We start from the raw sequence: 23,594 nt of genomic DNA, 5'->3' as shown, positions 1-23,594 counted from the left end.
CGAGAGTCGAATCCTTCCGCTAATCGCCTTCGATCGGCATGCGCGTGACGTGGATGTAGCTTGCCTGCCAGCTGTCGCCGTGACGCCGGAAGATGTCGGTGAAGCGGATGCGGACGCGAAAGGGCTTGCCCGCCGAGCGGCCCGACAGGATCGTCTCGGCGCTCGCGAGTCCGGCATCCCTGCCGAGCGGCAGGACGACCCGGTCCTTCAGCGTCACCGGATCATAATCGTCGTCGGGTCCGGTCCAGCCATCGATGAAGAAAGCCTTGCCATAACGCTTGCCGCTGCCGTCGATGAAGACGAGGTCGTCGGCGACCATGCGGTCGAGCGCGGCACGATCCTGCGCGATCTGCGCCGCGTCGAAAGCGTCGGCGAAGGCGGTGAGCCCGGCGAGGTTGCCTCGCGGCGCCTCGGCGGCGAGTGCAGGCGGCATCAAGCCGACAACCAGCAACATTGCCGTCATGGCGTGCATATATTCCTCCTTCGACCTGCCCCCGCCGACATTATGGCATGGTGTGCGCCGGCATATGCGCGGTCGCAAGGTCAAGTTGCGAACACGACTGCGTTTTCGGGAAATCGATCATTCGGACCGGATTCCCGCTTGATCTCAACCGCGGTTGAGCTTTCATAAAGCGGGCAGATGATTTGCGAACGGAGCTTTTGTCCATGTTGCACTACCCCGCTGCCTCCCCCGACCCGGCCGATGGCGACGATGCGTCCCCGGGCGCGACCGACACATTCCTGCCGCGTTATTTCGCGCGCATCGGCTATAGCGGCCCCGTGGCGCCGACGCGGGAGGTGCTCGCCGCGCTCCAGGCCGCGCATATCGCCGCCATCCCGTTCGAGGCGATCGACGCGCTCACCGGCGCGGGGATCGATATCGGCGCCGACGCGATCGACGCAAAGCTGATCGGCCAGCGGCGGGGCGGATATTGCTTCGAACAGAACGGCCTGTTCCTTCGCGTCCTGCAGGCGATCGGCTTTGCGGCCGAGGGGCTGATCGGACGGGTGCGCTGGATGCTGCCCGACGATGCGCCGCCGACGCCGCGCTCGCATATGGTCGTGCGCGTCACGATCGACGGGCGGCCGTGGCTGGCCGACGTCGGGTTCGGCGCCGCGGTACCGCCGCAGCCGCTGGCGATGGACCGCGAGGAAGCGCAACCGACGCGGCACGAAAGCTATCGCGTCGTTCGGCAAGGCGATGAATGGCAGGTCGCGGCGCTGATCGAAGGGCAATGGCGGACGCTCTACCGGATTGAGAATGCGGCGCCGCCGGCGATCGATTACGAGCTGGGCAATTGGTACACCTCGGCGCATCCCGATTCGCATTTCCGCCATCAATTGATCGCGGCGCGGACGACGGGCGAGGCGCGTTACGGGCTGCGCGACAACCGGCTGACGACGCGGCTCGTCGACGGGCGATCCGACCGGCGCTACCTGACCGCCGACGAGATCGAGCGCACGCTGTCGGAGATTTTCCTGCTGCCGGTGCGGCCGCACTGGCGCGGCGCGATCGAGCGCGCGGCAACGGCGGAGATCGTCGGATAGTCGCACCGCGGCTTGACTCGCCGCCGCCATGGCTTTCTCATGCTCCGACAACAGAATAACAGGAGCGCAAAGCCATGACCCTTGTCGCATCGCAGCGGGTTTTCGAGCGGCTGAAGGTCGCGCCTCTGACGCCGTCGATTGGCGCCGAAATCTCGGGTATCGACCTCGGCCGCGAACAGGACGACGCGACGATCGCCGAAATCCGCGCCGCCCTGCTCGCGTACAAGGTCGTCTTCTTTCGCGATCAGTCGATGACGCCCGAGCAGCATATCGCCTTTGCGCGGCGCTTCGGGCCGCTCGAAATCCACCCCGCGACGCCGCAGGATCAGCCGAACCGTGAGGTGCTGCACATCGCGCACGGCCCCGAGTCGCGCGGGCGCGAGAACTTCTGGCATTCGGACGTTACCTGGCGCGCCGAACCGTCGTTGGGGTCGATCCTGCGCGCGATCGAAGTGCCCGAGGTCGGCGGCGACACACTGTTCGCCGACATGGCAGCGGCGTTTCGCGGGTTGTCGCCCGCGATGCAGGACTGGTGCCGCTCGCTGACGGCAGTGCACGACATCGCGCGCGTCTTTGCCAAAAGGCTGGGCAAGAGCGCGCACGAACTGCACGAGCAATATCCGCCGCAGCTTCACCCCGTGGTGCGCACACATCCCGAGACGGGTGAACAGGCGCTCTACGTCAACACCGCCTTCACGAGCCATATCGAAGGCCTGTCGGCGAAGGAGAGCGAGTGGTTGCTCGCGCACCTCTATGCTCAGGCCGCGGTTCCCGAAATCCAGTGCCGGTTCCGCTGGCGCGCGGGCTCGGTCGTCTTTTGGGACAATCGCGCCGCGCAGCATTATGCGGCGTCGGACTATTTCCCCGCGGTGCGGCGGATGGAGCGGGTGACGATCGCGGGGGACCGGCCCTTCTATCGCGACGAACGCTGAAGACCCCCGCGATGAGCGACAAGAAGGTCGTGCTGCTGTCGGGCGGCAATCCGCAGATCGCCAAAGCCTATGGCGATGCGCCGGTGCAGGCCTATATCGCCGCGATGCCGGGGTGGAAGTCGGCCGCCTGGGCACGGCTCGACAAGCTCATTGAAAACACCGTTCCGGGGGTCGCGAAGGCGGTCAAATGGAACTCGCCCTTCTATGGTCCGCCGGGGCAGGGCGACGCGCCGACGCACTGGTTCCTGAGCATCCATTGCTTCGACCGCTATATCAAGGTCGCCTTCTTTCGCGGCCAGTCGCTCGACCCCGTGCCGCCGGTCGCGTCGAAAAGCGGCGACACGCGCTATTTTCATATCCATGAAGACGACAAGGTCGACGAAGCGGCGTTCGCCGACTGGGTGAAACAGGCCGCGGCGCTGCCCGGCGAGAAGATGTGAGGAAGAGACGGTGGCAGCGGACCTGATCGATGCGAAGATTGCAGGACTCGGCGACTGGCGCGGCGACATGCTGGCGAAGCTACGCGCACTGATCCACGCCGCCGATCCCGAGGTCGAAGAGACGGTGAAGTGGCAGAAGCCGTCGAACCCGGCGGGCGTCCCGGTGTGGGAACATGCGGGGATCCTCTGCACGGGCGAGACGTACAAGGACAAGGTCAAGCTGACCTTTGCCAAGGGCGCGGCGCTCGCCGATCCCAAGAAGCTGTTCAATTCCAGCCTCGACGGCAACACGCGGCGCGCGATCGACCTGTTCGAGGGCGACAGCGTCGACGAAGCGGCGTTCAAGGCGCTGATCCGCGCCGCGGTCGAGGCGAACCTCGAAAAGCCCGCTCGCCCAAAAAAGGGCTAATCGCAGCCGGTCCCCTCTCCACGCGCTGCCCAGCCGATTGCGCCGTCGACGACCTTCAGATGCACGGGGTCTGCCCATGCCTCGGCCTTGTGGCCGAGCGCCGAATAGAAGATGCGCGCGCGACCTTCGCAGCGCCACCAGATCAGCGCGTGGCCCGTACCCATGCGATATTTGGTGTCGAGGCGCAGCGTGCTTTCGTCGAGCGAGGCGAGAATATGCGCGTCGGCGGCGGGCGGTGCGTCCCAGCTGTAATATTCGTCGGTCCAGCGCCAGCGGGCGGGCAAGTGGCGCGTCGCGGGATGGCTATGGTCGGCGATCGCGAGGTCGGCCGCCTGGAACTGGTCGGCGCCGCCCGGATGGCCGGTGAAACGGCCATTGCCGCGCAGCTTCATGAACCAGCCGGGGTGGCTGCCGTCGCCCGCGCTGTGGAGGCCGACGAAACCGCCGCCGCGGGCGATCCACGCGCGGAAGGCGTCGCGTTGGTCGGGGGTATAGATATCGCCGCTGGCATTGGCGAAAACGACGACGTCGAACTTGGCGAGATCGCGGGGGTTGAAGACCGCGGCATTTTCGGTCGCGAAGCTGTTCCAGCCGCGCGCCTTCACCAGTGCCTCGATCGCCGGCACGGCTTCCGCGATGCTGTCGTGGCGATAGCCGTTGGTCTTGCTGACGATCAGCACGGCGGGGCGAGCGAGCGCGGGCAATTCAGGCGGCACGCGGTCGAATGTCGGCGCCGGGCGCCGCGGGTCGGGCGACGCCTGCGCGGCGCCGAGCATCAGCAGCAGCGTGGCGGCAAGTTTGGCGGCGGTGATCATTCGGCCTCTCCCGATATTACCGGGCGGAAGCTAATGACACCGGTGAACCTTCGCAAGCCGCCGTCGTCGCTCGATGCTCAGCGGCAGCGCACCTCGTCGTTGCCGCTGCGTTCGATCGCGCGTCCGGCGACCGCGCCGCCGACCGCTCCGAGCACGGTACCGAGCGTCTTCGAATCGCCCGGCGCGATGACATTGCCCGCGATGCCGCCGATGACGCCGCCGACGATCAGCCCGGTCGAGCCGTCGTTGCGGCGGCAATAATATTTGCCGTCGCGCCCGCGATAGATGCGGTCGTTATTCGACAGGCGGCGTTCGCGGTAACGGCGGTCGTTGCGGTAATAATTATCGGCATAATAGCCGTCGTGACGCGGATCGGGGCGGTCCCAGTCGTAACGGCCGTACTGGTCGTAATAGCCGCGGTCGTAATAGCCGTAGCCGCCGTCGTCATAGCCGCCGCCATAACCGCCGGTCGAGGCGCAGGCGCCGAGCATCGCGGTCGCGGCGGCGAGGGGCAGGATCATGGGCTTGTACATCGGCATCACTCCATCTGGTCGCGTGCCGGGCCAAGCGGGCGGGGCATGCTTTATGGCCCCTCTGCATGATAGACCCCCGAAAGCGCCTCCCGGTTCCGTCCCGCCTTCCCGTCTCCGCCCCCTAGCCGCCCGCGCCGGCGCGGTCGGGCGACCAAGGCACGGGTTCGAGCGTGCGATCCGAAATCGCGTCGACGAAGCGCCCGTGGCGCGCGCCCGTTTCCTTCTTGATCGCGGCCCATTCCTCGTCGGCCATGAAAGCGGCCCACGCCGCCTTCATCGTCGCGGCGTCGGGCCAGTCGAGCAGATAGACGAATTCGACCTTGCCCTCATGCTCGCTGCGCCAGATCGAGCGCACCGCGAAACCGTGGCGTGCCATGATGCGCAGCGCATGATCGCGGAAACGGTCGTGGAACACGCCTTCGTTGGTCCGCGGGATTTCGTAGATGCGCAGCTGTTGCAGCGGCGCGGGGGTGGTCGCGGGCGCAGCGATAGCGGCGGCGGGCGCAAGCGCGAGCAGCGCGGCGAGGGTGAGGGTGCGGACGGGGGAGGGCACGGGTGTTTTCTCTCCGTTTCTGTTTTCCGGGCTCACGAAGATATGGGTCGAAGGATGGCTCAGTCGATGATCACGTCCCTTCCTTCGGCCTTCAGCTTCGCGAGGCTGTCCTTCATCGCCTGGAGCACTTCGGGCGCGTGCGGGGTCCAGCTTTCGACCTCGCCGATGACGCGCAGCGGGGCGCGGCTGCGGTAGCTGCGCGTCGGGTTGCCGGGAAATTTCTTGTCGGTGAGATTGGGGTCGTCGAACCAGTCGCCCGTCGGCTCGACGATATAGATGCGCTCGCGCCCCTCGCCGGCGGCGAGTTCGCAGCCCCAGATCGCCGATTCGAGCGCGGCGGAGAAATAGATCCACGACAGCGGCTTGCGGTCGGCATGGTTCGACGCCCAGCCCGCGGCGAGCAGGTCGCCGACGGCGAGGTCGGCGCGCGTGCCGTGATAGAAGGTCGCGCCCATATCGGGCCCGGTGGGAGCCGCGCCGGTCATCAATATTCGTTCCGCTCGGTGCGCAGCACCGCCTTGCCATCCTTCCAGTTCACCTCGGCGGCGGGCTCGTCGGCCTTGCCGGGGGCGAAGAGTTCGTAGACGATCGTGCCGTCATTCTGGGTGCTTTCGATGACGCGCGCGGGGGTGAAGGCGTCGGCGGGGGCGGCCGCGGCGGCGCGCACCGGTGCGGGGGCGTCGGCCCAGGCGATGTCGCGCTGCATCTCGACGACGCGAAATGCCCCCGCCTCCTCGATCAGGTCGAGCTCGACCGGGCTGCCGTCGGGGCGCGTCCCCTCGACGTCGTAGAAGATCTTGCCGTCGCGTTCCTTGCGCTCGGCCTCGGCGATTTTCATGCCGGGCACTTTGGCGAGCACCGCGTCGCGCACCGCGGGGGGCAGGTCGGCGGCGGCGACGTCGTCGATTGTGGCCGCGGGGCCATCGGCCAGCACCGATTTTTCGGGCGCCGCGGGGGCATCGGCCTTTCCGCACGCCGCGAGCAGCAGCATCGCCGCGCCTAATGCCTGTCCACGCATCGTCCGTCTCCTGTCCTGGGCCAAGGCGGGCATCCTATCGGCAAGCGGCGTCGGGGTCGAGCCGTGGGGAGCGTGTTTTTTTGCCTTAACTTGTCAAACTTGTCACCTCCGGGCCCATGAAATCAGTCACTTGGGTCCGGGCCGTCGCCGTCGTCGGCAGTCGGGCCGGGCAGGCGCAGCGGGGCGGGGGGCGGCGGGTCGTCGGCGGGCGCGCCGATCCGCGCGAGCGCATCGGCCAGCCGGGCTTCGGCGGGGTCGCCGTGCGCTGGCGTGGTGCCGCCGTTCGCGTCGCTCGACCCCGCGGCGCCAAAGCGATGGGGGTCGTGCGCGCGCATCAGGAACATCGCGAGCCGTTCGGGATATTCGCGCCGCTCGCCCACCTGTTCGCCCTTGTAGAATATGGGGACGGGCACGCCGTGGACCGCGCGCGCCAGCGCGGCGTCGACCAGCCGCCGCATCCCGCAATCGATCGCGGCATCCCACGCATGGCGGAACGCATGGGCATCGGGGCGGCGGCGAAGGTTATAGGCCGATGTCGCCGACAGCCCGACGCTCGCCGCCGCCTCGGTCACGCAGGCCGATGCGGCGAGCGCCTCGATAAACTTGCGCTGGCGGTCGGGGGTCCAGCCGCTGCTGCGCTGACGCTGAAGCTGCGCGGGGGTGAAGGAGGACAGCGCGGCGGTCAGGCTTTGCGGCGCCGGGCCTTGCAAAGCCGGACCACGCGGCCGCGCGGGGCGAGCATGGGGTTTGGGCTGGGTCATCGAACAGGATGAAGCATGGCGATGCGATGTAGGAAAGGGGTTTTTGCGGGGGGGGGGGGGGGCCGCCGACGGGCGGCTTTTCGACCATTGGACGACATTGCACCGCGGCTCTGGTAAAACGCCCTATCGGATCGTCGGCATCGGCCGCGCGAAGATGGTGGGGGAGAGGCGGGATGATGGAGAGTTTCGGGGCACTGGTCGGCTGGGACCATCATGACGCGGGCGACCGCATCATGCTCCGGCTGGAAAGCGTGCAGTCCTCGGAAGCGGCCAACGCGCACGACCCCGACCTGTTCCGGATATTGATGACCAAGCAGCAAGCGGCGGTCCTCGGGCATTATCTGGTCCGCATTTCCGGCCAGTCGCCGGTCGTTCCCGGAAAGCGGGGTTGGTTTCGGCGATACTTTGGCTGACGGGGTGTTCCAGGCCGCCGCAGCCCGTTTCGTCACCCCGGGCCCTTCGACAAGCTCGGGACAGGCTTGATCCGGGGTCGATGACTTCAGCGCCGCAGTGGATCCCGGATCAAGTCTAACGAGCCACGCGTCTCGTTAGAGGATGACGAGGTGGGTTACATTCCCGCTCAGGACGCAACCCCGCGGAGTGGCCAGCGGCCGTGTTCGACATGGGTGGTTTTGCCGACGATGCTTTCGGTGAGGATGATTTCGTCCACCGTCCAGCGGATCGGCGGGATTTTCTGGGCATTCAGCCGGTCGCCGCGATAGTTGATCGTGATGTGCGGTTCGGGGGTGGTGCCGTCCATGATCGGCGCCTTTTCGCGCAGCAGATGATTGACCAGCGCCTTCTGGAACGCCCGCGCTTCGGCCAGCGGCTCGCGGGTGCGCAGCGTCACCGCCTTGCGGTTCTCGATCCGGTCGAAGCGGAGCGGAAAGGGCGCCGCGGCGAAGCCGTCCAGCGCGGCGATGGTCGCGGGCAGCCACTCGGGCGGCGCATGGTGGAGGTCGTAGAGCGAGATGAGCGTGACATGGAGGAGGTGGGGGCCGCGCGAAGGGTCGTTGCGCGGCAGCGCGGCGATCTGCGCCTGCACCTCCGGCGGCGGTTTGGCCATGACGTAGAGGGGGTTTCGGGCGCGCATGGGTGGGAGTGTAGCATGGTGTGGGGGATGGGCCGATTCGTGCGTATCATCTGGAATCAATCAACTGCCACTATAGTCCAAATGAGACGGTCCGCAGTCTGAGGGTTGCTCCCAACCTGTCAGACATATAATTAACCAGAAATTGCGTTTTTTCAGATTTGTTGTTCTCGGAATTCTAATAAATATGGTGGGGGACGATGACCGATATAAAGCTGAAATTTGACGGAAATCTAGCAGAGAACCATGTCCTCGACTTTTACGATGCAGCTAGGGCGATGGCTGGCTTTCAACGCTCTCTCGCGTTGACGACACATCTAGTATTGAATGGCGAAATAATAACTCAAGCGCCATCTCTAAAGAATGCTGAAATCCTAGTTACTACGCCTGAGGCTGGCTCATGGGAGCTAATAGCTTCAATCGTGGGCGTGGCTTGGATAGCCGGTACGGCCTCAAAGGACACGCCTCTCGGCCATCTGCTGTATTCGGTATATGATTATGTCATTGCTAACACGCTCGGATTTCATGTGGACTACGATAAGAGCTTGTATATGTCTCACAGGGAGGCGCTTTCAGAAAGGAATATAACACAAGAAAAGCTAGACAGTCTGATGGAGAAGACGGAGTCTAGCATCGCTGATATGCATAGGCCGATTATAGCGTCAGAGAGCGCAAACCAAGCTAGGTTATTTTGGATTAGGGCATCTGGCATCGAGCAGATCGGTCCAAACATGACCGAATTTAGCTACGAGTACATTTCTAGAACTGTTCGAGGTGAGAATATAGTCGCTCACGAGGGTTTGGTGTCAAGCTATAACGTTAATACTTTCAAAGGACGAATTTTTTTGCCTGACGAACAAAGGCCGATCCCTTTTGAGTTGGACGAGGTGGCGAGAACTAGATCTAATATTCATCTAGTTACGTCCAGTCTTCGAACCAACGCTTCTTCGCGAGGTTTATCAGACGGTTTGATTACCCTTCACGGGATTCGCTTAGAATCATCTACCGGGCGCCTAAAGGCACTTATAGTACAGCATATTAGCTCGGGGCCGATAATCGATATATAGCGATCTTTTTGTTGCGAAGAAGATAGAACGTTTCATGGGGGCTGTTATGGATATTCAATCCGAGCTGGATGGCCTGAAGCCACGGCGTAAGCAGATTGTTTTTGACGTAGTGGAAAGCCTTGGGTTTGATACGTCAGACTGGATTGCATCAGCGACTAACCCGAGAAAAATCAAAGCAAATCCAAAGTATTGCTACGATTGGTCATTCGTTCAACCTAAAAAGGTGGCGGTTTTTAATCTCTGGCATGATGCTATGAAGATGGAAAATGGCGAGATCGTTTACCGTGACAATTTTAGGCAGAATGCGGCATTTCACCGCGCCAATGGCGGCAAGACGCAGTGGATTACCAGGGGGCTCAAGCTAGACCGCGATGCGGCTCAGTGGCCTGCTGCCGGTTTGGTGGACACCGAGATAAGTTCATTCAGGCTACCCCAGCTTCACGTTCGAAGTCGATAGGACTGAGGTAACCCAAGGTCGAGTGACGCCGGGTCGGGTTGTAGAAGCATTCGATATAATCGAACACGTCGGCCTTCGCCTGCGCCCTCGTGCGGTAGATCTTCTTCCCGATCCGCTCGGTCTTGAGCGAGGAGAAGAAGCTCTCCATGGCGGCATTATCCCATACATTGCCGGACCGGCTCATTGAGCAGGTGACCCCATTGTCGGCCATGAGCCGCTGGAACTGCTCGCTGGTATACTGGCTGCCCTGATCCGAGTGATGCAGGAGAGCATCGGGCTTGCCGCGCCGCCAGATCGCCATGATCAGCGCATCGGTGACGAGCTGGGCTGTCATGTTGGGAGTCATCGACCATCCGACCACCCGGCGCGAGAACAGGTCGATCACCGCAGCAACATAGAGCCATCCCTCGGCCGTCCAGATATAGGTGAAGTCGGCCACCCACTTCTGGTTCGGCCTGTCTGCCGTGAACTGGCGATCGAGCACGTTGCCGGCGATGACCGAACGATCGCCGTGATCCTTGGGAAGCCCGCGTCGCCGCGGCCTCGCTCGCAGACCCTGCGCCCGCATGAGCCGTTCGATCCGGTGCAGGCCGCAGGACACCCCATCGGCCAGCAGGTCGTGCCAGACACGGCGCGCGCCATAAGTGCGATAACTTCCTACATGGCTGGCACGGACCTTCGCACCGATCACCTCGTCGTCGCGGGCACGCTGCGACGGCGGGCGGATCAGCCAGGCATGGAAGCCGCTTCGCGAGACACCGAGCGCCCCGCACATCCATGCCACCGGCCAGATCCCTCGGTGCTTCGCGATGAACTGGAACTTCATATCGAGTCCCTCGCGAAGTAGGCGGCGGCTTTTTTTAGGATGTCGCGCTCCGCCTTCAACTTGGCCAGCTCGCGCCGCAGGCGATCGATCTCCATCTGCTCCGGCTTCATCTGACCGTGACCGGGAAAGGCATGACCCGGATCGGCGGCAAGCTCCCGGACCCATTTACGCAGCACGTTCGCATGCACATCCAGATCGCGCGACGCCTGCGCGATCGTCACCCCGCGTTCGCGGACCATCCTCACCGCCTCAAGCTTGAACTCGCGGCTGAACTTCCTTCTTTGCATTGTGGACCTCCGATAGGTGGAAACACCCTATCTCGGTGTCCACCAAACCGGCAGCAGGCCACAGGCTGCTTACGACAATCTCCCGATCAGAGTTCTCGTTGTGGATGGTAAGCGCAGAGCAACTCAAGATCCGCACTCGGATTCTTCGAAAGTGTCTCATCGAGAATTGGATGCTGAACCGTGGCACATTCGGCATTATGATTCTCGAACCGGCGAGTTCGTACTTGTTAGGGGGACTGGCCAATCTGCCTACGTTGATCAATTTGACAGTGATACGCTGAGTGCGGAGGTAGAGCGTAATCAGGTTAGTAGCTCGGTATATACTAGAAATCGTGACATAAGGCAGGCCGCATTAGTGCGCTCCAAAGGCAGGTGCGAGTATTGCGATGAACCTGGATTTCAGACTTCAAGCGGACGAATTTACCTTGAGACTCATCATGTGATTCCGTTGAGCGAAGGTGGCCCGGACGCGGTTGACAATGTTATCGCAGTTTGCCCGCTGGATCACCGCAAAGCTCACTATGCTCATGAAGCACTCACTATCAGGGCTCGAATGATCGAAATTCTAAAGCAAAGCAAAATGGGGGCGTCGAACTGAGTCCTAGCCCCCATTCCTAATTCAATCATGCTCCCGTCCACCCGCGCCCATATACAGCTCGCGCCCGGTTTCCTCATAAACCTCGCTCATTTTCGCCATGCCCTCTTCGGCCTCTTCGGCGGCGATGAAGGCGGCGCTGTCCTGATTTTGCAGCTTGGCGAACTCGCGCACTTCCTGGCTGATCTTCATCGAGCAGAATTTCGGCCCGCACATGCTGCAGAAATGCGCGGTCTTGGCGCCTTCCGCCGGGAGCGTCTGGTCGTGATATTGCTCCGCCGTGTCGGGGTCGAGCGACAGGTTGAACTGGTCGCGCCAGCGGAATTCGAAGCGCGCTTTCGATAGCGCGTCGTCGCGGACCTGCGCGGCGGGGTGTCCCTTGGCGAGATCGGCGGCGTGCGCGGCAAGCTTGTAGGTGACGACTCCGACCTTCACATCGTCGCGGTCGGGTAGGCCCAGATGCTCCTTGGGCGTGACGTAGCAGAGCATCGCGGTGCCGTACCAGCCGATCTGCGCGGCGCCGATGCCGCTGGTGATATGGTCGTACCCCGGCGCAATGTCGGTGGTGAGCGGCCCGAGCGTATAGAAGGGCGCCTCGCCGCACGCTTCCAATTGCTTGTCCATATTCTCCTTGATCTTGTGCATCGGGACATGGCCCGGCCCCTCGATCATCACCTGCACATCCTGCGCCCAGGCGCGCTTGGTGAGCTCGCCCAGCGTGTAGAGCTCGGCGAACTGCGCCTCGTCGTTCGCGTCATAGATGCTGCCGGGGCGGAGGCCGTCGCCGAGGCTGTAGGCGACGTCATAGGCCTTCATGATCTCGGTAATCTCGTCGAAGCGTTCGTAGAGGAAGCTTTCCTTGTGATGCGCGAGGCACCATTTCGCCATGATGCTGCCGCCGCGCGACACGATGCCGGTCATGCGCTTCGCCGCGAGCGGGACGTAGGGCAGGCGCACGCCCGCGTGGATAGTGAAATAGTCGACGCCCTGTTCGGCCTGCTCGATCAGCGTGTCGGCGAAGATTTCCCACGTCAGATCCTCGGCGACGCCGCCGACTTTCTCCAGCGCCTGATAGATGGGGACGGTGCCGATCGGGACGGGCGAATTGCGGATGATCCATTCGCGCGTGTCGTGGATGTTGCGCCCGGTCGACAGGTCCATGACGGTGTCGGCGCCCCAGCGGATCGACCAGACCATCTTGTCGACCTCGGCCGCGACGTCGCTGGCGACCGCGCTGTTGCCGATATTGGCGTTGATCTTGACGAGGAAGTTGCGGCCGATCGCCATCGGCTCGGATTCGGGGTGGTTGATGTTGCTGGGGATGATCGCGCGGCCGCGCGCAACCTCGTCGCGGACGAATTCGGGGGTGACGTAATCGGGGATGCTGGCGCCGAAGCTTTCGCCGTCGCGCTTGTACTCGGCGAGGCGCGCGCGGCCGAGATTCTCGCGCTCGGCGACATATTCCATTTCGGGCGTGATGATGCCGCGGCGGGCATAGTGCATCTGGCTGACGTTCGCGCCGGGCCTGGCGCGGAGGACCTGGCGGCGGACGTTGGGGAAGGCGGGGACGCCGCCTGAGCGGTCGGGGCCGAGCTGGCCGTTATCCTCGGGGCGGACTTCGCGCTGGGCGACTTCCTCGACGTCGCCGCGACCCCGGATCCAGTCGCGGCGCAGTTCGGGCAGGCCGGCGTTGATGTCGATGGTGGCGTTGGCGTCCGTATAAGGCCCGCTGGTGTCATAGACGCGGACGGGGGGCTCGCCACTGTGCGGGTCGAGGTCGATCTCGCGCATCGCGACGCGGATGCCGCTGCCGGTCTGGGTCGCGACATGGATCTTGCGGCTGCCGCGAATGGGTCCGGTGGTGACGCCGATGGGGGTTGCGGATTCGAACTTCGAGTCGATGTCGGCCATGTGCAGTCGCTCCATTTGTTCGGAGCGAGAAACGGATTTCCCCCATTTGGCTTTCGGGTGGAATACCGGCCCTCCCTCCGCCGGTATTACCCGGATCAGGTTCAACGGGTCGCGGTCTATTCCGCTCTCAACCTGCTCTTGCGCGACAGGCTCCCCGGGGATGGAGGGGTTATAGGCGGCGCGGCGGGCGCTGTCCATGGCGGTGCCGCTGTCGCGGTGGTAAGGAGCGGTGAGGGAGAGATTCATGCGGATCATGGCGGCGGCTTTGGCGGTGTTGCTGGTGGCGGCGAGCCCCGCGGCGACGGTCGACGATCTCGGCTGGCTCGCGGGCGACTGGGCGAGCGAGGCGGACGGGCGCTGGACTGAGGAAAGCTGGGCGCCCCCGCGCGGCGGCATGATGATCGGGCACAGCCGGTCGGGGCGCGGCGAGCGCTTGCGCGAGTTCGAGTTTCTGCGCATCGCGGCGGGCGACGATGGCGCGATTTCCTATATCGCGATGCCGCAGGGCGGCGCGGCGGTCGCGTTCCGGCTGGTGCGGCAGGAGGGGACAAGCGCGACCTTCGAGAATGCCGCGCATGATTATCCGCAGCGCATCGCCTATGTTCGGGGCGGCGACACGCTGACCGCGACGATCTCGGCGATCGACGGGTCGAAGCCGCGGCGCTGGACCTATCGGCGGCGCTGAGCGGGGACACGGCATCATGGCGGACAAGACGGCGCGGCTCTTCGCGATCATCGACACGCTGCGCCGCCACCGCCGGCCGGTGACCGCCGAGGCGCTGGCCGAGGAGCAGGGCGTGTCGGTGCGCACGCTCTATCGCGACATCCAGACGCTGATCGCGCTCGGCGCGCCGGTCGAGGGCGAGGCGGGGGTCGGCTATGTGCTGCGGCCGGGATTTTTCCTGCCGCCGCTGATGTTCAGCGCCGACGAGCTGGAGGCGCTGGTGCTCGGCGCGCGCTGGGTCGAGGGGCGGCAGGACGGGGCGCTGTCGCGCGCCGCGGGGCTGGCGCTCGCGAAGATCGCGGCGGCGAGCCCCGACGCGCTTCGGCAAAGGATCGACGAGTCGGGGCTGTGGCCGGTGAACAGCCGCTGGCGCGAAAGCAATGCGCCGCTGCTCGCGACGGTGCGTGAGGCGATGCGCGCGGAAAAGGTGCTGCACATCGACTATGCCGACGAGAAGGGCACGGCGACCGAGCGGTCGATCTGGCCCGCCGCGCTCGCCTATTTCGAGGACAAGCAGGTCATCGCGGCGTGGTGCTTGCTGCGGCAGGATTTCCGCAGCTTTCGCATCGACCGCATCGCCGCGGCGCGAATCGGCGACGAAGGGTTCGGGCGGCGGCGCGCGGTGCTGATGGCCGACTGGTGGCGGCGGAACGGATGGGACGACGCCTCCTGACATGATCTGTCAGGGGCGAAGGCTACATCGCTTCGGGTGAAGGGCGCCAAGGACGGCGCCGGCAACCGGAGGATTTGCGATGCTCAAGACCCATCATGGTTCGTGCCACTGCGGCGCGGTCAAATTCGAAGCCGACCTCGATCTCGAAGCGGGGACGGGCAAGTGCAATTGCTCGATCTGCACCAAGAAGCGCGGCTGGAACGCGCAGACCAAGCCCGACGCCTTTCGCCTGCTCACCGATCCTGCGGCATTGTCGGACTATCAGTTCGGGTCGAACAGCGGGCATCACGTCTTTTGCAAGACCTGCGGCGTGTCGCCCTTCGGCCACGGTTATGTCGAGGAGATCGGCGGGGCTTATGTTTCGGTGGCGATCGCGTGCCTCGACGACCTGACGCACGCCGAGATGGCGGCGCTGCCAGTGAGCCATATGGACGGCGCAGGCAACAATTGGTGGAACCCTCCGGAGGTGACGTCGCACATGTAGCGGTCAGGTGCGCCGCGCCAGATACACCCCGGCGATCATCAGCGCGATCCCCGCGACGCGCTTCGCGTCGATCGCCGAACGGATCGCGCCGAACAGGCCGAAATGGTCGATCGTCGCCGCGCTGACGAGCTGGCCGACGAGGACGAAGAAGATCGCGTTGCCGACGCCGAATTTGGGCGCGATGAAGGTCACGGCGATGACGTAAAAGGCGACGAACAATCCGCCGAAATAGAAATGGGCGGGAATGTCCGGGGTGAAGCGGACCTGTCCGACCGACCCGGTGAGCAGCGCGCCGGTCGCCGCGATCAGGAAGGCGAGGCCGAAGAGGATCATCGAGGCGGCCATCGGGGCGCCTAGCCGCGCGCCGAGCCCGCCGTTCAAGGCGGCGAGAATCGGGATGCCGACCCCGGTCAGGAACATGATCGTGGCAAAGGCGGGGGCGGCGTTGTTCGCGGTCATGGCTTTTGCGCTTTCGATTGGGAGGCCTGCAAGGCGCGATAGTCGAGAACGGGCAGTCCGCCGATCCCCCAATTGTCCAAATCTACCTCGTCGATATTGACGACGGTGGTCGCCGGATTCTTGCCCAGCACGCGCTGGAGCAGGTCGGTGACGCCTGCGATCAGTTCGGCCTTTTGTTCGGGCGTCGCGCCTTCGCGGGTGATACGGATGTCGACATAAGGCATCATGCGGCTCCTTCGGCCGGCCAGCCCGGCATGGCGGGAAAATCGGGCAGCGCCGCGATCCGCCGCGTCCAGTCGCGGATCGCGGGCCATTGTTCTAAATCGACCCCGCCGTCGGGCGCGAGCGCGAGATAGGGGCTGGCGGCAAGGTCGGCGATGGTCAGCCGGTCGCCGACCAGCCAGTCTCGGCCTGTCAGATGTGCCTCGACCACCGGCAGGATGCGGTCGGTGACGGCGGCCGCGCGATCGCGATCGATCGACCAGCCGAACAGCCGCTCGGCGCGCAGCAGCGCGGGGCCGTTGAAAATCTCGTTCGCCGCATGCGACAGCCAGACCATGATCGCGCCGCGTTCTTCGGGCGTCTGCCCGTCCCAGTCGCCGGGCCGGTGCCGCGCGGCGAGATAGGCGAGGATCGCCTGGCTGTCGCGCAAGGCGAAATTGCCTTCGGCATAAACGGGGATCTGCGCCATCGGGTTGAGCGCAAGGAAGGCATCGGTCTTGCGCGCGGCCGCGTCGGTCGCCCGCTCGTCCCAGTCGAGGCCGAGGAAAGCGAGCGCCATCCGCACCTTGTGCGCATTGCCCGACATTTCGGACGCATAGAGGCGGATCATGTTCGGTCTCCTTTCGGGGCGGCGCGCAAGGCTGCGATTTCGGCGCGCAGCTGGTTGATTTCGGTCGCCATCGGGCGGACCGCGGCGGATATTTCGGCTTCGGTGAAACGCGGGGTGATATGCTGCGAGCAATTCCATTCCCAGCCGATCACATCGATGAAGAAGGCGCGCTCGGGGACCGCGCGATAGCCTTCGGGCATCAGCGCGGTGACCGCGGCGGCATCGTCGGCAAGCTCGACGCTGACCGCATGGCCGACGAGCTTGAGCCGATCCCTGTTGGGATAGTCCATCAGGAACAGCGAAACGCGGTCGTTGCCCTTGAGGTTCGCGGTGCTGATATATTGCTTGTTGCCGCGATAGTCGGCGAAACCGATGCGATTGCCGGTAATATGGCGCAGGAACCCCGCGGGGCCGCCGCGATGCTGCATATAGGGCCAGCCTTCGGCATTGACGCTTGCGATGTAGAAGCTGTCGCGTTGCTCGATGAAGGCGATTTCCTTTGCCGTCAGCGCATCGGGGGTGCCATCGGCGTTCGCGTCCATCTTGAGATAGGCGGCGCGCGAGCCGTGGCGCTCCTGCTCGGCCTTCACGGCGTCGTCGAACAGCGTATGCCGGTAATTCTGCGCCATCGTGACCGACCTTTCCGTCAGGGAAGCGAACGAAGGCGGAAGATGGGGCGGGGCCTTCGTTCGCCCCGAGGAGATAGTCCATTGCGCCCATAGTGATAATGATGGAAAATCGAACAAGTTAATTCCGAAAAGTGGAATAATCATGGACCGGCTGCTCACGCTCGAAATGTTCGTCGCGGTCGCGAACGAAGGCGGCTTTGCCGCGGCGGCGCGCAAGCTGGGCAGTTCGCCGCCCGCGGTGACGCGCGGGATTGCGGCGCTCGAAGCGCGGCTGGGGACGGCGCTTTTTCATCGGTCGACGCGCGCGGTTGCGTTGACCGACGCGGGGGCGGCGTTTCTCGAGCAGGCGCGGCGCATCCTCGCCGATCTGGCGGGGGCCGAGCGCGAACTGCGCGGGGCGGAGGCCGAGCCGCGCGGGCAGCTGCACGTGACTGCGCCGGTGATGTTCGGACGGTTGCATGTGCTGCCCGTCATCGGCGAGTTGATGGCGCAGCACCGCGAGCTGTCGGCGCGAATGATGCTGATCGACCGCAATGTGCGCATCGTCGAGGAAGGGATCGACGTCGCGGTGCGGATCGGGCCGCTCGCCGATACGACGCTGAAGGCCAAGCGCATCGGCCGGGTGCGCCAGATGCTCGTCGCGAGCCCCGCCTATCTCGCGCGCCGCGGGGCGCCCGCGACGATCGCGGACCTGGCGGGCCACGAGCTGATCGGCACGATGGGGCCACGCTGGACGACCGAATGGCGGTTTGCATCGCGGCGCTGGCGGCTCGATGCGCCGCCGCGGCTCGCCGTCAACAGCGTCGACGGGGTGCTGGCGGCGGCCGAGGCGGGGCTGGGGATCGCCAACCTCCTCTCCTACCAGCTTGCGGAGGCTGTCGATGCGGGGCGGCTGATATCGTTGCTGGCCGACGAAGCGCCGCCGCCGCTGCCGGTTCATCTGCTGTTCGAGCCGTCGCGCGCGGGCTTGCCGTCGGTGCGCGCGTTCGTCGCCGCGATGACGGCGCGGATGCGGGCGGCGGGGTTGGATTGAGGGGGGCGAAGGGCGGTTTTGGGGTGGAGAGCTGCCATTGCATGCTCTCACTTTCGTCATCCCGGGCTTGACCCGGGACCCGCCTTTTCTTCCTGACGACGGCGAAAAGGCAAGGCAGGCCCCGGGTCAAGCCCGGGGTGACGGTAATGGGAATGCCCGCTTCCGGTCGTTTGCGGACCCCCAACGAAAAAGGGCGGCCCCGCCGGGACCGCCCTTGATTTCGTTCGATTGGCTGAAAAGCGTCAGGCTGCCTTGGGCAGCGCCGCCTTCGCCTGCGCGATGATTGCGGTGAACACGCCGCCTTCGTTCATCGCGAGGTCGGCCATGACCTTCCGGTCGAGGTCGATGCCGGCGAGCTTCACGCCGTGCATGAACTGCGAATAGGTCAGGCCTTCGGCGCGGACCGCCGCGTTGATGCGCTGGATCCACAGGGCGCGGAAGCTGCGCTTCTTAACCTTGCGGTCGCGGTAAGCATATTGGCCGGCCTTTTCGACCGCCTGCTTGGCGATGCGGATCGTGTTCTTGCGACGGCCATAATAGCCCTTCGCCTGATCCAAAATCCGCTTGTGCTTGGCACGCGTGGTCGTGCCGCGTTTGATGCGTGACATCGTCTAGCGCTCCTTACTTCAGGCCGTAGGGCGCCCAGAGGCGCACATGGGCCACGTCCGAATCGCTGAGCACGCTGGTGCCGCGGTTGGTGCGGATATATTTCGAGTTGTGCGAAATCAGGCGGTGGCGCTTGCCGGCGACGCCGTGCTTCACCTTGCCCGAGGCGGTGAATTTGAAGCGTTTCTTCACACCGCTCTTGGTCTTCAACTTGGGCATTTTGGTCTCCTTTGAAGTCCGTTTGCGTATCGGCCTGGCAGCCCTTTCAGCCAGCCGACACAATCGGAAGCGGCGCGCTTAGGTGGATTCGCCCGGAAATGCAAGCGTTGTGGGATCAGAAACTCGCGCCGTCGACCTTCTGGATATTCAGCGCGTCGAGGTCGGCTGCGGGCACGCAGCGCAGGTTCACCGCCGCCATCTTCGATCCATCGGGGCCGGCGCCCACCGAAAAGCTCTGGCACCCGCACGCGTCGCAGAATTGATGGTCGATATTATGCTTGTTGAACTTGTACGACGTCAGCCGCTCGGCGCCGCTCTCGAGCCGGAACTGGTCGATCGGCACGAAGGCGAGCAAAAAGCCCTTGCGGCGGCAGTGCGAGCAGTTGCAGCTCATCGCCGTATCGGGAATGTCGCCCTCGACGCTATAGGTCACCGCGCCGCAGTGACAGCTTCCTTCATAAGCCATGTCCGTTCCTTCCTCTCAATGATGGCAGGCGAGCCCTTCGATCACGTCCTCGAGCCGCGCCGGATCGCCGAGCGCGATGACGTGCCCGGCGCTGTCGGCGCTGAGCGGATCGCCGTTCCAGTCGCACATCGTGCCGCCGGCGCCCTCGACGATCGGCGCGAGCGCGGCGAAGTCGTGGAGCTTGAGCCCCGCCTCGACCACCAGGTCGATATGCCCGCTCGCGAGCAGGCCATAATTATAGCAGTCGCCGCCGAAGACCATCCGCTTGTGCGATGTCTTCGCCGCGAGCGCCATGAAATGCTCGCCGTCGTGATCGCTGAAATATTGCGGTCCCGTCGTCGCAAGCACGGCGTCGGCGAGGTTGCGGCACGCACGGGCGCGCGCCGGGGCGCCGTTGAACAGGGTCGGTTGCCCGAGCGCGCCGACCCAGCGTTCGCCGGCGATCGGCTGGTCGATGATGCCGAGGATCGGCCAGCCGTCCTGCAGCAGCGCGATCAGCGTGCCGAAGATCGGGCGGCCGGCCATGAAGCTGACGGTGCCGTCGATCGGGTCGAGCACCCACTGGCGCGAGGCTTCGGGGCGCTCGGCGCCATATTCTTCGCCGATGATGCCGTCGCGCGGCGCCTCGGCGTCGAGCAGGCGGCGCATCGCGGCTTCGGCGGCGCGATCGGCCTCGGTGACGGGCGAGGCGTCGGCCTTCGCTTCGTGGACCCAGTTCGAACGAAAGAGCGGGCGGATCGCTTCGCCGGCGGCGTCGGCGAGGCGGTTGGCGAGGGCGAGGTCAGAGGTGATCGACATGGCTTCGCGCTAGCGCAGCCCGGTCCGCGCCGCCAGTCCGCAGCGCACATATCGGGCCCTTCGGAATCTCATTTTATTAATTTTACAATATTCATATAAACTGTAAAATCACGCCGATGCCGGGCGATTTTCCTCTCGATCCGATCGTCGCGACCTTCGCGCGCTATGGGCTGCGCAAGGCATCGATGGAGGATGTCGCCGCCGCGCTCGGCGTGTCGCGGCAGGCGCTTTATCTCCGCCATGGATCGAAGGGTGCGCTGATCGGCTGGGCGACGAAGGCGCTGATCGACGCGTCGCTCGCCGCTGCGCTCGCGAGCATCGAACAGCCGGCGAAGACGCTCGCTGACCGACTGGTCGATGCGCTCGACGCGTGGGTGGGGCGGCATATGGCGGCACTCCATGCCTCGCCGCATGGCGTCGAGATCGTCGCCATGCTCCAGCGTGATCCATCCGATGCGGTGCGCACCGCCGAACGCCGGCTGGTCGCCGCGATGGCCGAGGCGATCCGCCTCAGCGGCCCGGGATCGGCGGTCGCGCGCGCGGGCAGCATGGCGCAGGCGCTGTGCTGGACCTCGCGCGGGCTCGTCCACGCCGTGCCCGACCATGCGAGTTTCCGGAGGCAGATGGAGCATATCGTCGGCGCGCTCGTCGCGCGCTGACGCATCAGTCGAAGAGCGAGGAGACGCTCGTTTCGTCGGCGATGCGCTTGATCGCTTCGCCGAGCAGCGGCGCGACGGTGAGCGCGCGGACCTTGCCGCTGTCGTTCACCGCGTCGGTCGGCATGATCGAATCGGTGATGACGAGTTCGGTGAGCTCGCTCGCATCGACGCGCGCAACCGCGCCGCCCGAAAGCACGCCGTGGGTGCAATAGGCAACGACGCCCTCGGCGCCCGCGGCCTTGAGCGCCGCGGCGGCGTTGCAGAGCGTACCCGCCGAATCGACGATATCGTCGATCAGGATGCAGAAGCGGCCCGAAACATCGCCGATGATGTTCATTACTTCGGATTCGCCGGCGCGCTCGCGGCGCTTGTCGACGATCGCGAGCGGGGCGTTGTCGAGGCGCTTCGCCAGCGCGCGGGCGCGCACCACGCCGCCGACGTCGGGCGAGACGACCATCAGATTCTTGCCGCCGAAGCGCGCCTGGATGTCGGCGCTCATCACCGGCGCGGCGTAGAGGTTATCGGTCGGGATGTCGAAGAAGCCCTGGATCTGCCCCGCGTGGAGGTCGATCGCGAGCACACGGTCGGCGCCCGAGGTGGTGATCAGGTTGGCGACGAGCTTTGCCGAGATCGGCGTGCGCGGGCCGGGTTTGCGGTCCTGGCGGGCATAGCCGAAATAGGGGACGACCGCGGTGATGCGCTTCGCCGACGCGCGGCGCAGCGCGTCGTTGATGATGAGCAGTTCCATCAGATTGTCGTTCGCGGGGAAATTCGTCGGCTGGACGACGAACACGTCCTGCCCGCGGACATTCTCGTGGATTTCGACGAAGACTTCCTCGTCGGCGAAGCGGCGCACGCTGGTATCGGTGAGCGGCAGTTCGAGATAGTCCGCGATCGCGCGGGCCAGCGGCAGGTTGCTGTTGCCGGAGATGAGTTTCATAAAGGTGCAAAGCCCTTTCGCGCGGGGTGGGATTGCGCGCCCCCTTAGCCAGCGCGGGCGCGAAGGGAAAGGGTCATCTTGCCATTGCGCGACCAAAGGAATGAAGCGTCGCGGAATATTGTTTCAGTCGGGCGGCAACCGTGGCTAAACGAACCGCATGATCCAAGAGCTCTCGATCGTCCTTTCCCAGATGACCCAGGCGGTCGGCGACCTTGCCGCCAACGCCGATGCGATGCGTAGCGTTCGCGCGCGGCATCGGGACGCCGGCCTGATCCTCTATCCCGAGTTCCAGTTGATCGGCTATCCGCCCGAGGATCTGGTGCTGAAGCCCGCGCTTGCCGAGCGTGCCGCGAAGCTGCTCGCCGAACTCGCCGCCGAGACCGCCGACGGCGGTCCCGCGATGCTCGTCGGATCGGTCGAGCGCGAGGGGGACCATCTCTACAATATCGTCGCGCTGCTCGACGGCGGCGAAATCGTCGCGACGCGGCGCAAGCACGAACTGCCCAATTACGGCACCTTCGACGAAAAGCGCATCTTCGCGCCCGGCCCGCTGCCCGATGTCGTCGAATGGCGCGGGGTGAAGCTCGGGCTGCCGATCTGCGAGGATGGCTGGCTGCCCAAGGTCTGCCGGCATCTCGCGGCGCAGGGCGCCGAGCTGCTGATTTCAGTCAACGGTAGCCCCTATGAGATCGACAAGGACGATCGGCGTTTATCGCAGGTCTTTGCGAGCCGCGTCGCCGAAACCAAGCTGCCGCTGATCTTCCTCAACCGCATCGGCGGGCAGGACGAGCTGGTGTTCGACGGCTGCTCCTTCGTGCTGAACGACGACGGGACGACCGCGCACCGGCTGACCGACTGGGAGGCCGAGGAGCGCGTCACGCGCTGGACCAACGCGGGCGACGGGCGTTGGGTGTGCGAGCCCGGCGCGATCGCCGAATGGGAAGCGCATCCCGCCGACATTTATAGCGCGATGATCGTCAGCTTGCGCGACTATGTCGAACGCAACCGTTTCCCCGGCGTCGTGCTCGGCCTGTCGGGCGGGATCGATTCGGCGATCTGCGCCGCGATCGCCGCCGACGCACTCGGCCCCGACAAGGTCTGGTGCGTGATGTTGCCAAGCCGCTTCACCAGCGACGAGAGCCTCGACGACGCCGCGGGCTGTGCGAAGATGATCGGGTGCCAGCTCGACACGATCCCGATCGTGCCCGCCGTCGAAGCCTTCGATCAGATGCTCGCGGGGAGCTTCGCCGACAAGGACGTCGACATCACCGAGGAGAATGTCCAGTCGCGCATCCGCGGCGTGACCTTGATGGCGCTCAGCAACAAATTCGGCCCGATGCTGCTGACGACGGGCAACAAGAGCGAGATGAGCGTCGGCTATGCGACCATCTATGGCGACATGGCGGGCGGCTATAATCCGTTGAAGGACGCGTATAAAATGACGGTGTTTGCGATCGCCAAATGGCGCAACGAAAATGTCCCGCGCCTGTCGCGCAACCGCGTCACGCCGGTGATGCCCGACAATATCGTCACCAAGCCGCCGAGCGCCGAGCTGCGCCCCGACCAGAAGGACGAGGACAGCCTGCCGCCTTATGTGGACCTCGACCGCATGCTCCACATGCTCGTCGAGGAGGAAGCGAGCGTCGACGACGTCGTCGCGCGATATGGTTTCGATCGCGACGCGGTGGCGCGGATCGAGCGCCTGTTGATGCTTGCCGAATATAAGCGCCGGCAGGCGCCGCCGGGGGTGAAGCTGTCGACGCGCAACTTCGGGCGCGACCGGCGCTATCCGATCACGCACGGGTTCCGCACGGGATAATCAGGGGGGCG

The 23,594-nt window shown here is 64.9% G+C and carries 32 protein-coding genes and 1 riboswitch; of the genes, 13 read left to right on the top strand and 19 right to left on the bottom strand.

From position 1 onward, the window contains the following. Positions 1 to 19: 19 nt before the first annotated feature. Positions 20 to 472, bottom strand: a complete 453-nt coding sequence (locus tag E5675_RS19850) for a nuclear transport factor 2 family protein (protein ID WP_136176016.1) — start codon at positions 470 to 472, stop codon at positions 20 to 22. Between the two features lie 194 nt (positions 473 to 666). Here E5675_RS19850 and E5675_RS19845 point away from each other — a divergent pair, with 194 nt between their 5' ends. The 4 genes from E5675_RS19845 to E5675_RS19830 all read left to right on the top strand — a co-directional run bounded on the left by E5675_RS19845 (position 667) and on the right by E5675_RS19830 (position 3,329). Beyond that, complete coding sequence (locus E5675_RS19845) at positions 667 to 1,548, top strand: arylamine N-acetyltransferase (RefSeq protein ID WP_136176015.1); 882 nt, start codon at positions 667 to 669, stop codon at positions 1,546 to 1,548. A 74-nt stretch (positions 1,549 to 1,622) separates the two neighbouring features. Beyond that, positions 1,623 to 2,480, top strand: a complete 858-nt coding sequence (locus tag E5675_RS19840; RefSeq protein ID WP_136176014.1) for a TauD/TfdA family dioxygenase — start codon at positions 1,623 to 1,625, stop codon at positions 2,478 to 2,480. 11 nt (positions 2,481 to 2,491) lie between these two features. Then, entirely contained in the window at positions 2,492 to 2,920 is a 429-nt protein-coding gene (locus tag E5675_RS19835; protein WP_136176013.1) for a DUF1801 domain-containing protein, read from the top strand. Positions 2,921 to 2,930: 10 nt separating this feature from the next. After that, the gene (locus tag E5675_RS19830) at positions 2,931 to 3,329 is read left to right on the top strand and encodes a DUF1801 domain-containing protein (protein WP_348769814.1); all 399 of its coding nucleotides are present in this window, start codon (positions 2,931 to 2,933) and stop codon (positions 3,327 to 3,329) included. Here E5675_RS19830 and E5675_RS19825 read toward each other — a convergent pair. From E5675_RS19825 to E5675_RS19800, 6 genes are all read right to left on the bottom strand, one after another. Beyond that, positions 3,326 to 4,144 (bottom strand): ThuA domain-containing protein, encoded by an 819-nt coding sequence (locus E5675_RS19825; protein ID WP_136176012.1) that lies wholly within the window; start codon positions 4,142 to 4,144, stop codon positions 3,326 to 3,328. The two genes, E5675_RS19830 and E5675_RS19825, sit on opposite strands and share 4 nt — an antisense overlap. A 77-nt stretch (positions 4,145 to 4,221) precedes the next feature. Further along, a complete protein-coding gene (locus E5675_RS19820; protein WP_136176011.1) occupies positions 4,222 to 4,677 on the bottom strand; it encodes a glycine zipper 2TM domain-containing protein in 456 nt (151 codons plus the stop codon). A 121-nt stretch (positions 4,678 to 4,798) separates the two neighbouring features. Beyond that, positions 4,799 to 5,230 carry an NIPSNAP family protein gene (locus E5675_RS19815; protein ID WP_136176010.1) on the bottom strand — a complete coding sequence of 144 codons (432 nt, stop codon included), beginning with the start codon at positions 5,228 to 5,230 and terminating at the stop codon, positions 4,799 to 4,801. Between the two features lie 59 nt (positions 5,231 to 5,289). Then, complete coding sequence (gene arr / locus E5675_RS19810) at positions 5,290 to 5,715, bottom strand: NAD(+)--rifampin ADP-ribosyltransferase (protein WP_136176009.1); 426 nt, start codon at positions 5,713 to 5,715, stop codon at positions 5,290 to 5,292. Next, a complete protein-coding gene (locus E5675_RS19805; protein ID WP_210727569.1) occupies positions 5,715 to 6,248 on the bottom strand; it encodes a hypothetical protein in 534 nt (177 codons plus the stop codon). The genes arr and E5675_RS19805 overlap by 1 nt, the downstream gene beginning before the upstream one ends. Before the next feature lie 122 nt (positions 6,249 to 6,370). Then, positions 6,371 to 7,009, bottom strand: a complete 639-nt coding sequence (locus E5675_RS19800) for a hypothetical protein (RefSeq protein ID WP_136176008.1) — start codon at positions 7,007 to 7,009, stop codon at positions 6,371 to 6,373. Positions 7,010 to 7,182: 173 nt separating this feature from the next. Between E5675_RS19800 and E5675_RS19795 the strand changes: the two genes are divergently transcribed. Continuing rightward, on the top strand, positions 7,183 to 7,422 hold the full coding sequence (locus E5675_RS19795; protein WP_136176007.1) for a hypothetical protein: 240 nt from the start codon (positions 7,183 to 7,185) through the stop codon (positions 7,420 to 7,422). Positions 7,423 to 7,589: 167 nt separating this feature from the next. Here E5675_RS19795 and E5675_RS19790 read toward each other — a convergent pair whose 3' ends face one another. Then, positions 7,590 to 8,075 carry a 2'-5' RNA ligase family protein gene (locus tag E5675_RS19790; protein WP_168707939.1) on the bottom strand — a complete coding sequence of 162 codons (486 nt, stop codon included), beginning with the start codon at positions 8,073 to 8,075 and terminating at the stop codon, positions 7,590 to 7,592. A gap of 224 nt (positions 8,076 to 8,299) precedes the next feature. Between E5675_RS19790 and E5675_RS19785 the strand changes: the two genes are divergently transcribed. Together E5675_RS19785 and E5675_RS19780 are read left to right on the top strand one after the other, a co-directional pair. Further along, a complete protein-coding gene (locus E5675_RS19785; RefSeq protein WP_136176005.1) occupies positions 8,300 to 9,166 on the top strand; it encodes a hypothetical protein in 867 nt (288 codons plus the stop codon). 46 nt (positions 9,167 to 9,212) lie between these two features. After that, positions 9,213 to 9,623 (top strand): hypothetical protein, encoded by a 411-nt coding sequence (locus E5675_RS19780; RefSeq protein ID WP_136176004.1) that lies wholly within the window; start codon positions 9,213 to 9,215, stop codon positions 9,621 to 9,623. On the opposite strand, the gene E5675_RS19775 is transcribed toward E5675_RS19780, so the two are convergent. Continuing rightward, positions 9,589 to 10,736 (bottom strand): IS3 family transposase gene (locus E5675_RS19775; RefSeq protein WP_095385752.1). Its coding sequence is split into 2 segments (ribosomal slippage): positions 9,589 to 10,478 and positions 10,478 to 10,736, totalling 1,149 coding nucleotides; the frame shifts between segments, so codons are not numbered across the junction. The genes E5675_RS19780 and E5675_RS19775 overlap by 35 nt on opposite strands. Positions 10,737 to 11,355: 619 nt before the next feature. Beyond that, on the bottom strand, positions 11,356 to 13,242 hold the full coding sequence (gene thiC / locus E5675_RS19765; RefSeq protein ID WP_136176002.1) for a phosphomethylpyrimidine synthase ThiC: 1,887 nt from the start codon (positions 13,240 to 13,242) through the stop codon (positions 11,356 to 11,358). Positions 13,243 to 13,297: 55 nt separating this feature from the next. Next, positions 13,298 to 13,409, bottom strand: a riboswitch (TPP riboswitch). Between the two features lie 77 nt (positions 13,410 to 13,486). On the opposite strand from thiC, the gene E5675_RS19760 reads away from it, so the two are divergent. The 3 genes from E5675_RS19760 (at position 13,487) to E5675_RS19750 (ending at position 15,123) form a co-directional block, all read left to right on the top strand. Next, on the top strand, positions 13,487 to 13,927 hold the full coding sequence (locus tag E5675_RS19760) for a DUF6265 family protein (RefSeq protein ID WP_136176001.1): 441 nt from the start codon (positions 13,487 to 13,489) through the stop codon (positions 13,925 to 13,927). A 16-nt stretch (positions 13,928 to 13,943) separates the two neighbouring features. Then, a complete protein-coding gene (locus E5675_RS19755) occupies positions 13,944 to 14,639 on the top strand; it encodes a YafY family protein (RefSeq protein ID WP_136176000.1) in 696 nt (231 codons plus the stop codon). 79 nt (positions 14,640 to 14,718) lie between these two features. Then, positions 14,719 to 15,123: a GFA family protein gene (locus E5675_RS19750; RefSeq protein WP_136175999.1), complete on the top strand. Its 405-nt coding sequence runs from the start codon at positions 14,719 to 14,721 to the stop codon at positions 15,121 to 15,123. A gap of 3 nt (positions 15,124 to 15,126) precedes the next feature. Here the strand turns inward: E5675_RS19750 and E5675_RS19745 are convergent, their stop codons facing one another. From E5675_RS19745 to E5675_RS19730, 4 genes are read right to left on the bottom strand one after another with little or no spacing between them, the layout of a single operon-like run. Then, positions 15,127 to 15,582 (bottom strand): DMT family transporter, encoded by a 456-nt coding sequence (locus E5675_RS19745; RefSeq protein ID WP_136175998.1) that lies wholly within the window; start codon positions 15,580 to 15,582, stop codon positions 15,127 to 15,129. Next, positions 15,579 to 15,809, bottom strand: coding sequence for a 4-oxalocrotonate tautomerase family protein (locus E5675_RS19740; protein ID WP_348769813.1), 231 nt, complete (start codon positions 15,807 to 15,809; stop codon positions 15,579 to 15,581). The genes E5675_RS19745 and E5675_RS19740 overlap by 4 nt, the downstream gene beginning before the upstream one ends. Then, positions 15,806 to 16,414: a glutathione S-transferase N-terminal domain-containing protein gene (locus E5675_RS19735; RefSeq protein ID WP_136175996.1), complete on the bottom strand. Its 609-nt coding sequence runs from the start codon at positions 16,412 to 16,414 to the stop codon at positions 15,806 to 15,808. The genes E5675_RS19740 and E5675_RS19735 overlap by 4 nt, the downstream gene beginning before the upstream one ends. Next, positions 16,411 to 17,043, bottom strand: coding sequence for a pyridoxamine 5'-phosphate oxidase family protein (locus E5675_RS19730; protein WP_136175995.1), 633 nt, complete (start codon positions 17,041 to 17,043; stop codon positions 16,411 to 16,413). Before E5675_RS19730 ends, E5675_RS19735 begins: the two co-directional genes overlap by 4 nt. 142 nt (positions 17,044 to 17,185) lie before the next feature. On the opposite strand from E5675_RS19730, the gene E5675_RS19725 reads away from it, so the two are divergent. Next, positions 17,186 to 18,076, top strand: coding sequence for a LysR family transcriptional regulator (locus E5675_RS19725; protein WP_136175994.1), 891 nt, complete (start codon positions 17,186 to 17,188; stop codon positions 18,074 to 18,076). A 242-nt stretch (positions 18,077 to 18,318) separates the two neighbouring features. Here E5675_RS19725 and rplT read toward each other — a convergent pair whose 3' ends face one another. The 4 genes from rplT to hisN all read right to left on the bottom strand — a co-directional run bounded on the left by rplT (position 18,319) and on the right by hisN (position 20,165). Further along, complete coding sequence (gene rplT, locus E5675_RS19720; protein WP_037555450.1) at positions 18,319 to 18,684, bottom strand: 50S ribosomal protein L20; 366 nt, start codon at positions 18,682 to 18,684, stop codon at positions 18,319 to 18,321. Between the two features lie 13 nt (positions 18,685 to 18,697). Next, positions 18,698 to 18,901 carry a 50S ribosomal protein L35 gene (rpmI, locus tag E5675_RS19715; protein ID WP_106000796.1) on the bottom strand — a complete coding sequence of 68 codons (204 nt, stop codon included), beginning with the start codon at positions 18,899 to 18,901 and terminating at the stop codon, positions 18,698 to 18,700. 115 nt (positions 18,902 to 19,016) lie between these two features. Further along, positions 19,017 to 19,367 carry a GFA family protein gene (locus E5675_RS19710; protein WP_136175993.1) on the bottom strand — a complete coding sequence of 117 codons (351 nt, stop codon included), beginning with the start codon at positions 19,365 to 19,367 and terminating at the stop codon, positions 19,017 to 19,019. Positions 19,368 to 19,382: 15 nt separating this feature from the next. After that, entirely contained in the window at positions 19,383 to 20,165 is a 783-nt protein-coding gene (hisN, locus tag E5675_RS19705; protein ID WP_136175992.1) for a histidinol-phosphatase, read from the bottom strand. A 116-nt stretch (positions 20,166 to 20,281) separates the two neighbouring features. Here hisN and E5675_RS19700 point away from each other — a divergent pair, with 116 nt between their 5' ends. Further along, complete coding sequence (locus tag E5675_RS19700; RefSeq protein WP_136175991.1) at positions 20,282 to 20,824, top strand: TetR/AcrR family transcriptional regulator; 543 nt, start codon at positions 20,282 to 20,284, stop codon at positions 20,822 to 20,824. A 4-nt stretch (positions 20,825 to 20,828) separates the two neighbouring features. Here the strand turns inward: E5675_RS19700 and E5675_RS19695 are convergent, their stop codons facing one another. After that, entirely contained in the window at positions 20,829 to 21,764 is a 936-nt protein-coding gene (locus tag E5675_RS19695; protein WP_136175990.1) for a ribose-phosphate pyrophosphokinase, read from the bottom strand. Between the two features lie 157 nt (positions 21,765 to 21,921). On the opposite strand from E5675_RS19695, the gene E5675_RS19690 reads away from it, so the two are divergent. Then, entirely contained in the window at positions 21,922 to 23,583 is a 1,662-nt protein-coding gene (locus E5675_RS19690) for an NAD+ synthase (RefSeq protein ID WP_136175989.1), read from the top strand. Positions 23,584 to 23,594: the final 11 nt, after the last annotated feature.

Source organism: Sphingopyxis sp. PAMC25046, assembly GCF_004795895.1.
In the GTDB taxonomy this organism is placed as follows: Bacteria; Pseudomonadota; Alphaproteobacteria; order Sphingomonadales; family Sphingomonadaceae; genus Sphingopyxis.
This window is presented reverse-complemented; position numbering and strand designations above follow the sequence as displayed.

What these genes read in the sequence shown, in the direction of transcription:
- E5675_RS19690 (WP_136175989.1), top strand. Translation starts at nt 21,922, where the DNA reads ATGATCCAAGAGCTCTCGATCGTCCTTTCCCAGATGACCCAGGCGGTC.
- E5675_RS19850 (WP_136176016.1), bottom strand. Translation starts at nt 472, where the DNA reads ATGCACGCCATGACGGCAATGTTGCTGGTTGTCGGCTTGATGCCGCCT.
- E5675_RS19760 (WP_136176001.1), top strand. Translation starts at nt 13,487, where the DNA reads ATGCGGATCATGGCGGCGGCTTTGGCGGTGTTGCTGGTGGCGGCGAGC.
- rpmI (WP_106000796.1), bottom strand. Translation starts at nt 18,901, where the DNA reads ATGCCCAAGTTGAAGACCAAGAGCGGTGTGAAGAAACGCTTCAAATTC.
- hisN (WP_136175992.1), bottom strand. Translation starts at nt 20,165, where the DNA reads ATGTCGATCACCTCTGACCTCGCCCTCGCCAACCGCCTCGCCGACGCC.
- E5675_RS19745 (WP_136175998.1), bottom strand. Translation starts at nt 15,582, where the DNA reads ATGACCGCGAACAACGCCGCCCCCGCCTTTGCCACGATCATGTTCCTG.
- E5675_RS19785 (WP_136176005.1), top strand. Translation starts at nt 8,300, where the DNA reads ATGACCGATATAAAGCTGAAATTTGACGGAAATCTAGCAGAGAACCAT.
- E5675_RS19725 (WP_136175994.1), top strand. Translation starts at nt 17,186, where the DNA reads ATGGACCGGCTGCTCACGCTCGAAATGTTCGTCGCGGTCGCGAACGAA.
- E5675_RS19800 (WP_136176008.1), bottom strand. Translation starts at nt 7,009, where the DNA reads ATGACCCAGCCCAAACCCCATGCTCGCCCCGCGCGGCCGCGTGGTCCG.
- E5675_RS19735 (WP_136175996.1), bottom strand. Translation starts at nt 16,414, where the DNA reads ATGATCCGCCTCTATGCGTCCGAAATGTCGGGCAATGCGCACAAGGTG.
- E5675_RS19835 (WP_136176013.1), top strand. Translation starts at nt 2,492, where the DNA reads ATGAGCGACAAGAAGGTCGTGCTGCTGTCGGGCGGCAATCCGCAGATC.
- E5675_RS19845 (WP_136176015.1), top strand. Translation starts at nt 667, where the DNA reads ATGTTGCACTACCCCGCTGCCTCCCCCGACCCGGCCGATGGCGACGAT.
- E5675_RS19840 (WP_136176014.1), top strand. Translation starts at nt 1,623, where the DNA reads ATGACCCTTGTCGCATCGCAGCGGGTTTTCGAGCGGCTGAAGGTCGCG.
- E5675_RS19790 (WP_168707939.1), bottom strand. Translation starts at nt 8,075, where the DNA reads ATGGCCAAACCGCCGCCGGAGGTGCAGGCGCAGATCGCCGCGCTGCCG.
- E5675_RS19740 (WP_348769813.1), bottom strand. Translation starts at nt 15,809, where the DNA reads ATGATGCCTTATGTCGACATCCGTATCACCCGCGAAGGCGCGACGCCC.
- E5675_RS19710 (WP_136175993.1), bottom strand. Translation starts at nt 19,367, where the DNA reads ATGGCTTATGAAGGAAGCTGTCACTGCGGCGCGGTGACCTATAGCGTC.
- E5675_RS19825 (WP_136176012.1), bottom strand. Translation starts at nt 4,144, where the DNA reads ATGATCACCGCCGCCAAACTTGCCGCCACGCTGCTGCTGATGCTCGGC.
- E5675_RS19700 (WP_136175991.1), top strand. Translation starts at nt 20,282, where the DNA reads ATGCCGGGCGATTTTCCTCTCGATCCGATCGTCGCGACCTTCGCGCGC.
- E5675_RS19795 (WP_136176007.1), top strand. Translation starts at nt 7,183, where the DNA reads ATGATGGAGAGTTTCGGGGCACTGGTCGGCTGGGACCATCATGACGCG.
- E5675_RS19730 (WP_136175995.1), bottom strand. Translation starts at nt 17,043, where the DNA reads ATGGCGCAGAATTACCGGCATACGCTGTTCGACGACGCCGTGAAGGCC.
- E5675_RS19755 (WP_136176000.1), top strand. Translation starts at nt 13,944, where the DNA reads ATGGCGGACAAGACGGCGCGGCTCTTCGCGATCATCGACACGCTGCGC.
- E5675_RS19780 (WP_136176004.1), top strand. Translation starts at nt 9,213, where the DNA reads ATGGATATTCAATCCGAGCTGGATGGCCTGAAGCCACGGCGTAAGCAG.
- E5675_RS19820 (WP_136176011.1), bottom strand. Translation starts at nt 4,677, where the DNA reads ATGTACAAGCCCATGATCCTGCCCCTCGCCGCCGCGACCGCGATGCTC.
- rplT (WP_037555450.1), bottom strand. Translation starts at nt 18,684, where the DNA reads ATGTCACGCATCAAACGCGGCACGACCACGCGTGCCAAGCACAAGCGG.
- E5675_RS19750 (WP_136175999.1), top strand. Translation starts at nt 14,719, where the DNA reads ATGCTCAAGACCCATCATGGTTCGTGCCACTGCGGCGCGGTCAAATTC.
- E5675_RS19805 (WP_210727569.1), bottom strand. Translation starts at nt 6,248, where the DNA reads ATGCGTGGACAGGCATTAGGCGCGGCGATGCTGCTGCTCGCGGCGTGC.
- E5675_RS19695 (WP_136175990.1), bottom strand. Translation starts at nt 21,764, where the DNA reads ATGAAACTCATCTCCGGCAACAGCAACCTGCCGCTGGCCCGCGCGATC.
- thiC (WP_136176002.1), bottom strand. Translation starts at nt 13,242, where the DNA reads ATGGCCGACATCGACTCGAAGTTCGAATCCGCAACCCCCATCGGCGTC.
- arr (WP_136176009.1), bottom strand. Translation starts at nt 5,715, where the DNA reads ATGACCGGCGCGGCTCCCACCGGGCCCGATATGGGCGCGACCTTCTAT.